The 13,995-nt window shown below is 67.7% G+C and carries 10 protein-coding genes; all 10 read right to left on the bottom strand.

Annotation, left to right across the window (positions count from 1 at the left end):
- Positions 1-79 precede the first annotated feature (79 nt).
- Positions 80-1,810: a single-stranded-DNA-specific exonuclease RecJ gene (gene recJ / locus ACYX7E_RS14510; protein WP_462081293.1), complete on the bottom strand. Its 1,731-nt coding sequence runs from the start codon at positions 1,808-1,810 to the stop codon at positions 80-82.
- Positions 1,807-2,742 carry a phosphoglycerate mutase gene (locus tag ACYX7E_RS14505; protein WP_462081292.1) on the bottom strand — a complete coding sequence of 312 codons (936 nt, stop codon included), beginning with the start codon at positions 2,740-2,742 and terminating at the stop codon, positions 1,807-1,809. Before ACYX7E_RS14505 ends, recJ begins: the two co-directional genes overlap by 4 nt.
- Before the next feature lie 7 nt (positions 2,743-2,749).
- Positions 2,750-3,214 (bottom strand): transcription elongation factor GreA, encoded by a 465-nt coding sequence (gene greA, locus ACYX7E_RS14500; protein ID WP_462081328.1) that lies wholly within the window; start codon positions 3,212-3,214, stop codon positions 2,750-2,752.
- Positions 3,215-3,266: 52 nt separating this feature from the next.
- A complete protein-coding gene (carB, locus tag ACYX7E_RS14495; protein ID WP_462081291.1) occupies positions 3,267-6,518 on the bottom strand; it encodes a carbamoyl-phosphate synthase large subunit in 3,252 nt (1,083 codons plus the stop codon).
- Complete coding sequence (gene carA / locus ACYX7E_RS14490) at positions 6,511-7,659, bottom strand: glutamine-hydrolyzing carbamoyl-phosphate synthase small subunit (protein ID WP_462081290.1); 1,149 nt, start codon at positions 7,657-7,659, stop codon at positions 6,511-6,513. The genes carB and carA overlap by 8 nt, the downstream gene beginning before the upstream one ends.
- Before the next feature lie 155 nt (positions 7,660-7,814).
- A complete protein-coding gene (dapB, locus tag ACYX7E_RS14485) occupies positions 7,815-8,525 on the bottom strand; it encodes a 4-hydroxy-tetrahydrodipicolinate reductase (protein ID WP_462081289.1) in 711 nt (236 codons plus the stop codon).
- Positions 8,526-8,637: 112 nt separating this feature from the next.
- Positions 8,638-9,780 carry a molecular chaperone DnaJ gene (gene dnaJ / locus ACYX7E_RS14480; protein WP_462081288.1) on the bottom strand — a complete coding sequence of 381 codons (1,143 nt, stop codon included), beginning with the start codon at positions 9,778-9,780 and terminating at the stop codon, positions 8,638-8,640.
- 151 nt (positions 9,781-9,931) lie between these two features.
- A complete protein-coding gene (gene dnaK, locus ACYX7E_RS14475) occupies positions 9,932-11,851 on the bottom strand; it encodes a molecular chaperone DnaK (protein WP_462081287.1) in 1,920 nt (639 codons plus the stop codon).
- Positions 11,852-12,001: 150 nt separating this feature from the next.
- Positions 12,002-12,520 carry a nucleotide exchange factor GrpE gene (gene grpE, locus ACYX7E_RS14470; protein WP_462081286.1) on the bottom strand — a complete coding sequence of 173 codons (519 nt, stop codon included), beginning with the start codon at positions 12,518-12,520 and terminating at the stop codon, positions 12,002-12,004.
- A gap of 292 nt (positions 12,521-12,812) precedes the next feature.
- On the bottom strand, positions 12,813-13,859 hold the full coding sequence (gene hrcA, locus ACYX7E_RS14465) for a heat-inducible transcriptional repressor HrcA (protein WP_462081285.1): 1,047 nt from the start codon (positions 13,857-13,859) through the stop codon (positions 12,813-12,815).
- Between the last annotated feature and the right edge of the window lie 136 nt (positions 13,860-13,995).

Genomic DNA, 13,995 nt, shown 5'->3' with positions numbered 1-13,995 from the left:
TGTATTGCGTTACGACCACTTGCCACCAATGCCGCCATTTCAACAGAAAAACAGGGCGTCACATACCGTTTGACTTTGCTCAGGCCGCCGGCTCGCGGTACTCGACCACAAGCTGGATGGCGCTGCCGCCCCGATAGGCATCGGGCTCCAGGCGGAACACCACGTGCTGGCGCGGCGCCGGGTCGTCGCCCTGCCAGCCACCAAAGTGGATCGCGTCGACGGCCGGGCCACCGTCGACCGGCCGGAGCTGCAGCTTGAGGTGGCGCTCGCCGACAATGCGCCAGCCCAGCACGTCGAACACATCGTCGAACAAGGGCTCGGGAAAGCCCTGCCCCCATGGGCCGGCGTCGCGCAGCACGCTGGCGTGGGCGGCGTCGAATTCCATCGGCAGCAGGCGGCCATCGGTGACCATCTCCGCCTGCAGGATCGCCGGATCGAGCACGGCCTGTACCGCCTGCTCGAAGGCCTGCGAGAACGCGGCCAGATGCGCCAGCGGCAGGGTCAGCCCGGCCGCCATCGCATGACCGCCGAAGCGCTCGATCAGGCCCGGATGCAGACTGTCGACGCTGGCCAGCACATCACGGATGTGCAGGCCGGGGATCGAGCGCGCCGAACCGCGCAGGCTGTCGCCGCCGGGCACCGCAGGCGCGAACGCGATCGCGGGCCGGTGCAGTTGCTCCTTGATCTTCGATGCCACCAGGCCGACCACGCCGGGATGCCAGTCGGCATCGTGCAGGCAGACGGCGCAGGCATCGCCTTGCGCACTGAAGTCGCGTGTCGCGATCGCCGCCTCGGCATCGTCGACCATCGTCTGCTGGACGCCACGACGCTCGGCATTGATCCGGTGCAGCGTCTGCGCCAGCTCCCGGGCCTGGCTAGGGTCGTCGGTCAGCAGGCACTCGATGCCTACCCCCATGTCCTCGAGCCGGCCCGCGGCGTTGATGCGTGGCGCGATGCCGAAGCCGATGTCGGACGCGGTCAGGGTCTCGGCCCGCCGCCCCGCGACCTCGATCAGGGCCTGCAATCCGGCGCAGCCCTGACCGCTGCGCAGGCGTCGCAGGCCCGCGCCGACCAGCGCCCGGTTGTTGACGTCCAGCGGCACCAGGTCGGCCACCGTGCCCACCGCGACCAGGTCGAGCAGGCTCGACAGGTCCGGATCGTGGGCGTCCAGCAGGCCCTGCTCGCGCAGGTGGCGGCGCAAGGCCAGCAACAGATAGAAGATGACACCGACACCGGCCAGCGACTTGCTCGGGAACGGGTCCCCGCGCAGGTTCGGATTGACGATGGCATCGGCCGGCGGCAACGCCTCGCCCGGCAAATGATGGTCGGTGACCACGACCTGCCAGCCCCGGTCCTTGGCCGCGGTCACGCCGGCATGGCAGGCGATGCCGTGGTCGACGGTCAACAGCAGGTCGGGCCGCAGCGCCGCCAGTTCATCGACGAGCCCCGGCGACAGTCCATAACCGTGCACGGCGCGGTTGGGCACCGCATGCATCAGCTGCACGCCACCCAGCATGCGCAGGCCACGGACGGCGACGGCGCACGCGGTTGCACCGTCGCAGTCGAAATCACCGACCACCAGGATCCGGCGTTGCGCCGCGATGGCATCGGCCAGCAGCGCGACCGCCGTCGACAGCCCGCCCAGGCTGTCAGGCGGCAGCAACTGCGCCAGCCGCGGTCGCGCCTGGTCGAGGTCGTGAGCACCGCGGGCCGCGTAGATCCGCTGCAGCAGTAGCGGCACGTGCGCGGGCCAAGGGCCGGATGGTGACGGCGACGCTTCGCGCCGGCGGATACGACGCACGGTGCTCATGCGAACACGCCGGCCGCTGGCCGCCGCCAGACGCGCCAGCGATCGCCACGCCGGAGCACGCGCGACACCCCGTCCTCGCCGTCGAGGCACAGCTGCTGCAGGCGCCCCTCGCGCAACGCGTCGAACGCGGGTACCAGCCAGTCGCCCTCGAGACGTGCCAGGTCGCGCACCGCGACCAGGTCGAAGGCCTGGCGGTGCGTGGACGGCACGAACCGCTCCGGCAGGATGGCCGCAACGCCCGCGGCGGCGGCCAGGGCCAGCGCAACCTCGTCGTTGGAATGGAACGCCTCGCAGGCGGCTTCGACACGCTCCGGCAGGCGGCCGCCGCCCCAGAACCACAGGGAATTGATCGGCGGCTTGCCGGCACGCGCGCGCGCTTCGTTCCAGGGGTGGTTGTGCAGCACCACCTGGGCCTCGCTCAGCAGGGCCCGCCACTGGCGTCCCTGCGGGCCTTCGATCATGTGGTCGATCAGGTCGGTGCCCAGCGCATCGTCGGGCTCCATGAAGTCCGGCAATGCGGTCCCGGGCGGCAGACGCAGGTACCAGCGGCCCGGCGAACCCGCATCGATGTGCCAGCCGACATCGGCGAACAGCGGCTCCAATGCCGGCAGCAGCGCGTCGGCATCGGCCTGGGCCAGCGCCAGGCCATCGCCGATCGCCAGCAGCCGCGCACCATTGAGGTCGGGACGGACATGGCAGGGATCGGCGCGCACCCAGGTGTCACCAGCAGCGTCGCCACGGTCGTCCAGGCGGGTCAGTGCGGCGACCGCCCAGTGTCCGGGATGGAGTTGGAACTGCCGACGCAACTGCGCCTGCCGACCGGGCTCAAGCGGCCCGGCAAGCGATCCCCGGCCCAGCCACCGTGCCGACGCGACGGACAGGCGCTGCCCGCCAAGACGACGCATGGCAGGCAGCAGCAAGGTGACCTGCATGGGGGGATCAGTCCGGGTAGCTGACGCCAACGACTTCGTATTCGCGGGTGCCACCCGGGGCCTCGATGGTCACGCTGTCGCCCTCGTGCTTGCCGATCAGCGCACGCGCGACCGGCGACGAGATCGCGATCAGGCCGAGCTTCAGGTCGGCCTCGAGGTCGCCGACGATCTGGTACTTGCGCTCCTCGTCGGTCTCGACGTCGGCCAGCGTCACCTGCGCACCGAACACGATGCGCGAGCCGGCATTGAGCTTGCTGACGTCGATGACATCGGCATGCGACAGCTCGCCTTCGAGCTGCTTGATGCGGCCCTCGATGAACCCCTGCTGCTCACGGGCGGCATGGTATTCGGCGTTTTCCTTCAGGTCGCCGTGCGCGCGCGCTTCCGCGATCGCGTTGATCACGGCGGGGCGCTGCACGGACTTCAGTTCGTCCAGTTCGGCGCGCAGTCGCTGCGCGCCCTGCAGGGTCATGGGTGCTCTCATGCTTGCTCTCTTGTTCGATCTCTCGGGCGTCCCTGCGCGATCAGGCCTGCTTGTGCAGTTCCCGATGCAGCTCCTTCAACGACAGCACCGGACCGGTGCCGCGATACTCCAGAGAATGCAGCAAGGCCTTGGCGCCGGCAATGGTCGTGGAATAGGTCACCCGGTGCTGCAGGGCCTCCCGCCGGATCGAGAACGAATCCGAGATCGCCTGGCGGCCCTCGGTGGTGTTGACGATGTACGAGATCTCGCCGTTCTTGATCAGGTCGACCACGTGCGGACGGCCATCGGTGACCTTGTTGATCAGCGTGCAGTCGATGCCGTGCTCGCCCAGCCACTTGGCGGTGCCGCTGGTGGCGACGATCGCATAGCCGCGGGCGACCAGGTCCTGGGCGACCGACAGCACGCGCTGCTTGTCCGGATCGCGCACCGAGACGAAGGCCTTGCCCCCGGCCGGCGGTGCCTTGATGCCGGCCGCTTCCTGCGCTCGCGCAAACGCGGCGCCGAAGTTGCGGCCCACGCCCATGACCTCGCCCGTCGAGCGCATCTCCGGCCCAAGGATCGGATCCACGCCCTGGAACTTGGCGAACGGGAAGATCGCTTCCTTGACCGAGAAGTAGTCCGGCACGATCTCTTCGGTCGCGCCCTGCTCGGCCAGCGTCTTGCCGGCCATGCAGCGTGCGGCGATCTTGGCCAGCGGCATGCCGGTGGCCTTGGACACGAACGGCACCGTGCGCGACGCACGCGGATTCACTTCCAGCAGGTAGATCGTGGAGCTGCCGTCTTCGTTGGGCTGCACCGCGAACTGGGTGTTCATCAGGCCGACGACGTTGAGCGCCTTGGCCAGCGCGACGACCTGCTCGCGCAGGGCGGCCTGGGTCGCGGCATCCAGCGAGTACGGCGGCAGCGAGCACGAGGAGTCGCCCGAATGCACGCCCGCTTCCTCGATGTGCTCCATGACGCCGCCGATCAGCACGTTGCCGTCCTTATCGGCGATGACGTCGACGTCGACTTCGACGGCGTTGTCCAGGAAGCGGTCCAGCAGCACCGGCGAATCATTGGACACCTTGACCGCGACGCGCATGTAGCGCGCGAGATCGGAGTCGGCATGCACCACTTCCATCGCGCGCCCGCCGAGCACGTAGCTCGGGCGCACGACCAGCGGATAGCCGATCTCGCGCGCCAGCACCAGCGCTTCCTCAGGGTTGCGCGCGGTGCGGTTCGGCGGCTGCTTCAGGCCCAGGTCGTCGACCAGCTTCTGGAAGCGCTCGCGGTCCTCGGCCAGGTCGATCGAATCGGGCGAGGTGCCGATGATCGGCACGCCATTGGCTTCCAGCGCGCGCGCCAGCTTCAGCGGGGTCTGGCCGCCGTACTGCACGATCACGCCCTTGGGCTTCTCGAGATCGACGATCTCCAGCACGTCTTCCAGCGTCAGCGGCTCGAAGTACAGGCGGTCGGAGGTGTCGTAATCGGTCGACACGGTCTCCGGGTTGCAGTTGACCATGATGGTCTCGTACCCGTCCTCGCGCAGCGCCAGGGCCGCATGCACGCAGCAGTAGTCGAACTCGATACCCTGGCCGATGCGGTTGGGACCGCCGCCGAGCACGATGATCTTGTCGCGGTTGCTCGGCTGGGCCTCGCACTCGTCCTCGTAGGTCGAGTACAGGTAGGCCGTCGTGGTCGAGAATTCAGCAGCGCAGGAGTCCACGCGCTTGTAGACCGGGCGCACGCCGAAGGCCTTGCGCAGCGCGCGCACGGCCTGCTCGTCGGTCTCCAGCAACTGCGCCAGGCGCACGTCGGAGAATCCCTTGCGCTTGAGCGCGCGCAGGCGTGGACCGTCGATGGCGTCCAGACCGGCGGCCGCGACGTCGTTCTCCATCGAGACGAGTTCTTCGATCTGGTCGAGGAACCACGGGTCGACGAACGACAGCGCGAACACTTCCTCGACGCTCATGCCGGCGCGGAACGCATCGGCCAGGTGGAACAGGCGCTCCGGGCCCGGCTCCTTCAGCTCGCGGCGCAGCGTGGTCATGTCGGCTTCGCTGGCCAGGTCCAGGCCGGTCGGGTCGAAGCCGACCTTGCCGGTCTCCAGCCCGCGCAGGGCCTTCTGCATCGATTCCTGGAACGTGCGGCCGATCGCCATGACTTCGCCGACCGACTTCATCTGCGTGGTCAGGCGGGCATCGGCCTGCGGGAACTTCTCGAACGCGAAGCGCGGGATCTTGGTGACCACGTAGTCGATCGCCGGCTCGAACGATGCCGGGGTCAGGCCGCCGGTGATCTCGTTCTTGAGTTCGTCCAGCGTGTAGCCCACGGCCAGCTTGGCCGCGACCTTGGCGATCGGGAAGCCGGTGGCCTTGGAGGCCAGCGCGGACGAACGCGACACGCGCGGGTTCATCTCGATGACGACCACGCGACCGGTATCGGCATTGATGCCGAACTGCACGTTGGAACCACCGGTATCGACGCCGATCTTGCGCAGCACGGCGATCGAGGCGTCGCGCAGGCGCTGGTATTCCTTGTCGGTCAGGGTCTGCGCCGGCGCGACGGTGATCGAATCGCCGGTGTGCACGCCCATCGGATCGAGGTTCTCGATCGAGCAGACGATGATGCAGTTGTCCGCAGTGTCGCGGACCACTTCCATCTCGAATTCCTTCCAGCCCAGCACCGACTCCTCGACCAGCACTTCGCTGGTCGGCGACAACTCGAGGCCGCGGCCGACGATGTCGACCAGTTCTTCGCGGTTGTAGGCGATGCCGCCGCCGCTGCCGCCCAGCGTGAAGCTCGGGCGGATGATCGTCGGGTAGCCGACGCGGGTCTGGATGTCGAGCGCTTCTTCCAGCGAATGCGCGACTTCGGCCTTGGGGCATTCGAGGCCGATCTCACCCATGGCGACGCGGAACAGCTCGCGGTCCTCGGCCATGCGGATCGCATCGCGCTTGGCGCCGATCAGCTCGACGTTGTACTTCTCCAGCACGCCGTTGTCGGCCAGGTCCAGCGCGCAGTTCAGCGCGGTCTGGCCACCCATCGTCGGCAGCAGTGCGTCGGGCTTTTCCTTGGCGATGATCTTCTCGACCGTCTGCCAGTTGATCGGTTCGATGTAGACGGCGTCGGCCATCTCCGGGTCGGTCATGATCGTCGCGGGATTGCTGTTGACCAGCACCACGCGATAGCCCTCGTCGCGCAGGGCCTTGCAGGCCTGGGCGCCGGAGTAGTCGAACTCGCAGGCCTGGCCGATGACGATCGGCCCAGCGCCGATGATGAGGATGGTTTTAAGGTCGGTGCGCTTAGGCATGGGGGCGGTTCTCGGCTTGCTGGTTCTGCATCAGCGCGACAAAACGGTCGAACAACGGGGCGACATCGCGCGGGCCCGGGGAGGCCTCGGGGTGCCCCTGGAAGCTGTAGGCCGGCGCATCGATCAGTTCGATGCCCTGGTTGCTGCCGTCGAACAACGAGCGGTGGGTGACGCGGGCATTGGCGGGCAGCGTGGCTTCGTCGATCGCGAAACCGTGGTTCTGCGACGTGATCATCACGCGACCGCTGTCGATGTCCTGCACCGGGTGGTTGGCGCCGTGGTGGCCGAACTTCATCTTCAGCGTCTTCGCACCCGCGGCCAGGCCCAGCAACTGGTGGCCCAGACAGATGCCGAACAGCGGGATGCGGCGCTCGATGAAGACGCGGATCGCGGCGATCGCGTAGTCGCAGGGTTCGGGATCGCCCGGACCGTTGGACAGGAACACGCCGTCAGGCTGCAGCGCCAGGACCTCGGCGGCCGGCATCTGCGCGGGCACTACGGTCACGTCGCAGCCACGCTCGGCGAGCATGCGCAGGATGTTGCGCTTCACGCCGAAATCGTAGGCCACGACCTTCCACTTGCGCGCGCCGTTCTCGAACACGCCGCTGTCCAGGTCCAGGCTGCCCTCGGTCCAGTGGTAGGACGTGCGGGTGCTGACTTCCTTGGCCAGGTCCAGGCCCTTGAGGCCGCTGAACTTGCGTGCCGCTTCGATCGCCTGGTCGACATCGATGTCCGCGCCGGCCATCAGCGTGCCGTTCTGGGCGCCGCGGTCGCGCAGCATCCGGGTCAGCTTGCGGGTGTCGATGTCGGAGATCGCGACGATGCCACGCGACTTCAGCCACTCCGGCAGGGCCACCTGGTTGCGCCAGCTGCTCGGACGGCGCGGAACGTCGCGCACGATCAGGCCGGCCGCCCAGGGCTGGCTGGCTTCGTCGTCCTGTTCGGTGATGCCGGTGTTGCCGATGTGCGGATACGTCAGCGTGACGATCTGGCGGGCATAGGACGGGTCCGTCAGGACTTCCTGGTAGCCGGTCATTGCGGTGTTGAAAACGACTTCGCCAACGGACAGGCCGTCCGCGCCGACGGAGCGCCCTTCGAATACGGTGCCGTCTTCGAGGGCCAGAATTGCGGTATGGGTCACCAACGTTCGCCTACGTGAGGTTGCAAGAAACCACCGGAGCGGTCAGGACCGGTCCGGAGGCGTGAGGTATCAGGCGAGCGGGAATTGTACCGATGCGACCCCTGCCGCGCCAGAGGAAATGACGCGGATTTGCATGCGACCCGCCGCAGGCGGGTCTACAGCAGGTCGCGCAGGCGGTACTGGCCGGGGGGCCGGGCGGCCAGCCGGACGGCGGCATGCAGGGCGCCGCGGGCGAAAATGTCGCGGTTGGTGGCGCGATGGATCAGCTCGATGCGCTCGCCGGCGGTGGTGAACTGGACCAGGTGCTCGCCGACGATGTCGCCGGCCCGCAGGCTGGCGTAGCGGGCCTCGGCGCCGCCGGCGCGGGCGGACTCGCCCAAGGCCAGGGCGGTCCCGGAGGGCGCATCGAGCTTGCGGGTGTGGTGGGCCTCGACGATGTCGCAATCCCAGCCTTCGAGGGCGGCGGCGGCCCGCTCGACCAGCTCGTTCAGGATCGCCACGCCGAGGCTGTAGTTGGCGGCCCACAGCAATGGAATGCGCGCCGCAGCGTCGGCCAGGCCGACGCGCTGGGCGTCGCTCAATCCGGTGGTACCGGACACGAAGGCGGCCGCGCGCTGAAGGCACAGGTCGCGGATCGGGTCGAAGGCTTCGGGCAGGCTGAAATCGATGGCGACATCGAACGCCGGCACGCCGGCCAACTCGGAAACCGCGAACTGCGGCACGCCGTCGACGACACGCTGCCCGACCTTGCGCGACACCGCGGCAACGATGGTGCAGTCGCTGCGCTCCGCGGCCAGTCGCAACAGCGCCTGGCCCATACGGCCGGACGCACCATGGATCAACAGTCTGACGGGCGATGGATTCATCGCGTCAGGCTAGCGGGCGGGCATCGAATCGACAAGCCTGCTCTATGAAGCCTGCTCGACAAGCCTGATGCGCCTGGCCGACTCGACAGGCCGCTCCCGGATGCCGCCCCTGTCAGGACGACACCATCCGGTCCCAGAAGCCCTTGACGCCATCGATGAAAGTGCTCGAGCGCGGCGAATGCCGGCGCGCGTTCTCGCCGGAGAACGTCGACTCGAACTTCTCCAGCAATTCGCGCTGGTCCGGAGTCAGGTTCACCGGAGTTTCGACGACAACCTTGCAGTACAGGTCGCCGGTGCTGCGGCTGCGCACGGACTTGACGCCCTTGTCGCGCATGCGGAACACCTTGCCTGTCTGAGTTTCCGCAGGCACGCGGATCTCGACCTCGCCACCCAGGGTCGGCACGCGCACGCTGTCGCCGAGGGCCGCCTGCGAGATGCGGATCGGCACCTCGCAATGCAGGTCGTCGCCGTCGCGCTCGAAGATCGCATGCGGACGCACGCGCACTTCCACGTACAGGTCGCCCGGCGGCGCGCCGGCCGGCCCGGCCTCGCCCTCACCGGTCAGGCGGATGCGGTCGCCGGTATCCACGCCGGCGGGAATCTTGACCGACAGCACCTTCTCTTCCTCGATGCGGCCGGCGCCCTTGCACGACGGGCACGGGCTCTTGAAGCTCTGGCCGCGGCCGTGGCAATTCGGGCATGGCTGCTGCATCGAGAAGATGCCACGCTGGAAGCGCACCTGGCCCCTGCCCTGGCAGGTGTCGCAGGTCTCCAGCTTGCCATCCTCGGAGCCGGTGCCGTTGCAGGGTTCGCATTCGGCCAGCGTCGGGATCTCGATGCGCTTCTCGACGCCGGAGACCGCTTCCTCGAGATCCAGCTCGAGCGCATAGCCGACGTCCGCACCGCGACGCGGGCCGGCGCGGCCGCCACCTCCACCACCGAAGATGTTGCCGAAGATGTCGCCGAAGATGTCGCCCATGTCGGCGCCGCCGAAGCCGCCCGGGCCGGCGTTACCGCCGCCCATGCCGTGCTCGAACGCCGCATGGCCGTGCTGGTCGTACATGCGGCGCTTGCCGCCGTCGGCCAGGACCTCGTAGGCCTCCTTGCATTCCTTGAACGCAGCCTCGGCATCCTTGTCGCCGGGGTTGCGGTCAGGGTGATGCTTCATCGCGCAGCGACGGTAAGCCTTTTTCAGCTCTTCCTCGCTGGCGTTGCGGGCCACGCCCAGTACTTCGTAATAGTCACGTTTGCTCATGGGGCCCGGAATCAGGAATCGGAAATGGGGAATCGTCAAAGCCTGCGCGCCGGCACGGCCGCGCCTTTTCGGATCCGGAAACGGGAACCGGACAGACCGGAGCAGCGAAGCGAAGCTGCGCCCCTCCGATGTCCGATCCCCTATTCCCGATTCACTGCTTCTTGTCGTCGTCCTTGACCTCGGTGAACTCGGCATCCACGACGTCGTCGTTCTGCGGAGCCGCGTTACCTTCGGCCGGGGCACCCTCGCCCGGCTGCTGGGCCGCCGCTGCGAACAGCGCCTGCGCGGCTTCTTCCAGCGCCTTCGACTTGGCTTCGATCTGGGCCTTGTCGTCACCCTTCATCGCGGTCTCGACATCGGCGATCGCCGCTTCCACGCGGCCGATCACGTCGCCGGGCACCTTGTCGCCGTTGTCCTTGATCGCGGTACGGGTCCCGTGCACCAGCGCATCGGCCTGGTTGCGCGCGCCGACCAGCTCATGGAATTTCTTGTCTTCCTCGCGATGCGCTTCGGCATCGGCGACCATCCGCTGGATCTCGTCGTCCGACAGACCCGAGCCGGCCTTGATCTCGACCTTCTGTTCCTTGTTGGTCTTCTTGTCCTTGGCGGTCACGTGGACGATGCCGTTGGCGTCGATATCGAAGGACACTTCCACCTGCGGCATGCCGCGCGGCGCGGCATCGATGCCCGACAGGTCGAAGCGGGCAAGCGACTTGTTGAAGCGGGCCTGCTCGCGCTCGCCCTGCAGCACGTGCACGGTCACCGCGGACTGGTTGTCCTCGGCAGTCGAGAACGTCTGCGAGGCCTTGGTCGGCACCGTGGTGTTCTTCTCGATGATCTTGGTGAACACGCCGCCCAGGGTCTCGATGCCCAGGCTCAGCGGGGTCACGTCGAGCAGGAGCACGTCCTTGACGTCGCCGGCCAGCACGCCGCCCTGCACCGCGGCGCCGACGGCGACCGCCTCGTCGGGGTTGACGTCCTTGCGCGGTTCCTTGCCGAAGAACTCAGCCACCGCGGCCTGCACCTTGGGCATGCGGGTCTGGCCGCCGACCAGGATCACCTCGCTGATGTCGCTGGCACGCAGGCCGGCGTCATTGAGGGCGGTGCGGCAGGGATCGATGGTCTTCTTGACCAGGTCCTCGACCAGGGCCTCGAGCTTGGCGCGGGTCAGCTTGATGTTCAGGTGCTTCGGACCGGATGCGTCGGCGGTCACGTACGGCAGGTTGACCTCGGTCTGCTGCGACGACGACAGCTCGATCTTCGCGCGCTCGGCGGCGTCCTTCAGGCGCTGTAGGGCCAGCGGATCCTTGCGCAGGTCGATGCCCTGGTCCTTGAGGAACTCCTCGACCAGGTAATCGATGACGCGTGCGTCGAAGTCTTCGCCGCCCAGGAAGGTGTCGCCGTTGGTGGCCAGCACTTCGAACTGCTTCTCGCCGTCGACTTCGGCAATCTCGATGACCGAGACGTCGAAGGTGCCGCCGCCCAGGTCATAGACGACGATCTTGCGGTCGCCACCATCCTTGTCCAGGCCATAGGCCAGCGCGGCCGCGGTCGGCTCGTTGATGATGCGCTTGACGTCCAGGCCGGCGATCTTGCCGGCGTCCTTGGTCGCCTGGCGCTGGCTGTCGTTGAAGTACGCCGGCACGGTGATGACCGCCTCGGTGACCTTCTCGCCGAGGTAGTCCTCGGCGGTCTTCTTCATCTTCTCGAGGATGCGCGCGGAGACTTCCTGCGGCGACAGCTTGCGGCCATCGCTGGTCTCGACCCAGGCATCGCCATTGTCGTGCGCGCTGATGCCGTACGGCACCAGGTCGAGGTCCTTCTTGACTTCGGCGTCGGTGAACTTGCGGCCGATCAGGCGCTTGACGGCGAAGAAGGTGTTCTTGGGGTTGGTGACGGCCTGGCGCTTGGCCGATGCGCCGACCAGGACTTCGCCGTCCTTGGTGTAGGCGACGATCGAAGGCGTGGTGCGGTCGCCCTCGCTGTTCTCGATGACCTTGGCCTTGCCGCCGTCCATGATCGCCACGCACGAGTTGGTCGTGCCCAGGTCGATGCCGATGATCTTTGCCATTGCGGAATTCCCTCTGAATCTTGTCTGTGGGGCGGCCGATGCCGCCGATGTTCGGTATCTGGGGTCGGCTGCGGACGGTTCAAGCGTCTGCAGCCTCGTGGCCTGACCGGCGCCACCGGCGTTGCCGGATGCGGGCCGGTCGGGACCGGGTCAGTCGTGCTTGGCGACGGCGACCAGCGCCGGACGCAGCAACTGCTCGTTGAGCAGGTAACCCTTCTGGAAGGTGTCGAAGACCTGGCCCGGGGCCACCGCCTCGGTCTCGATCGCGCTCATCGCCTGGTGATGCTCGGGATTGAAGGCCTCGCCACGCTTGGGCGCGACTTCGATCAGGCCGTTGTTCGACGAGATCCGGGTCAGTTCGCGCAGCGTCAGCAACACGCCATCGCGCAGCGGGCCTTCGTCCTTGATCGCGGCCAGCGCGGCTTCAAGACCGTCGAAGACCGGCAGCAGGTCGCCCAGCAATTGCTTGTTGGCAAACAGGCGGGCTGTGCGCACGTCGCGTTCCATGCGCTTGCGCTGGTTCTCGAGGTCGGCGCGCTCGATCAACGACTGCGCCTTGACCTGCTCCAGTTCCGCCTTCAGGGCCTCGATCTGGGAATGCGTGTCGCCGCTTTCCTGGTAGGTGTCTTCCGGCGCAGCCGCGCCTTCCTGGATGGATTCTGTGTTCATGTCCTGTCGGGTTGCAGGCGGTCGCGGAGCCGCCGATCCGCCAGCTATGGGGCCGTCCGCAGAGGATTCAAGTCAATCGCGTGACAGGCGTGGCGTCGAAGCAGGGCCGCAACCGGCACGATCGCGCCCCGATCCGTGCCTACAGCGGCCATCGTCGCGACCGGGACGCGCGCGCGCCCTGCCCGGCTGGCGCCGGCACCGGACGGCTTGCGACACCGGTTCGCAGATCAGCGGATCAGGTCGGTTGCTCCGGCCGGTCGATCAGACTGGTTCGCCAGGCCAGTTGACTCGGTCAGTTCGGCGGACCGAGCGCCGCCCCCAGCGCATCGGCCGTGGCCTGCACGACCGGGATCACGCGCTCGTAGGCCATCCGGGTCGGCCCGATGACGCCGAGCACGCCGAGCACCCGTCCACCGGCCGAATACGGCGCAGTGACCAGGGATACCCCTTCCAGCGGGGCCAGCCCGGTCTCCTCGCCAATGAAGATGCGGACCCCGGGCGCACTGATGGTCCGCTCCAGCAACTGCAGGATCTCACGCTTGCGCGAGAACGCTTCGAACAGGTCGCGCAGGCGGTCGAGGTCGCTGAGGTCCTGCACGCCGATCAGCTTGGTCTGCCCGGCTACCAGCATGTCGTCGTCGTTGGGCGCCAGCGCCTGCTCGGCCAGCTCGACGGTCCGCGACAGCAACTGCTCCATTTCGTTGCGGGCATTGCGCAGTTCCTGCACCAGGCTGACGCGGATGTCGGCCAGCGGCCGGCCGGCGAAATGCTGGTTGAGGTAGTTGGCGATGCGTTCGAGCTCGCCGGCGTCATAACTGCGACGGGTCTGGATGATCCGGTTCTGCACGTCGTTGTCGGCAAATACCAGGATCGCCATGACCCGCTGCGGGTCCAGTGCGACGAAGTCGATATGACGGAACGCGAACTGCTCGCGCCGCGGCACCGACACCACGCCAACGAAATGGGTCATCGCCGACACCAGCTCGGAGGCGCTGCCGATCAGCGACTGCGTGCCGCTGCCGCCCGGCAGCTCGCTGCGCAGCCGGTTCAACTCGCCATCGGGCAAGGGCTGCACCTGCAACAGGGAATCGACGAACACCCGATAGCCCTGGGCGGTCGGAATGCGCCCGGCCGAGGTATGCGGCGTCGACAGCAGGCCGCTGTCCTCAAGATCGGACAGGATGCTGCGGATCGTGGCCGGACTGACATCCAGGCCGGCATGCCGCGCCAGCGTCTGCGATCCCACCGGGCCGCCATCGCGGATATGCCGGGCGATCAGCGTGCGCAGCAGCTGGCGTGCACGGGGATCGAGGTCAAGGTCGGCCGGGGGCTGGATCATCCGGATGATAGATAGCCTGATCGCCTGCGCGGCGCAACAAGCGCGGTGCGAGACCGGTCGGGCCCTCAGATACCCGCCCGCCGGCCCTTGGAGATTCCGGCGCCAGCGTCTCAGCAACTGCGCCGGAAGCCTCTAC

The organism is Luteimonas sp. RIT-PG2_3, assembly GCF_054902115.1.
Note: the sequence above shows the minus strand (reverse complement) of the source record. Positions and strands in the feature narration are given on the sequence as shown.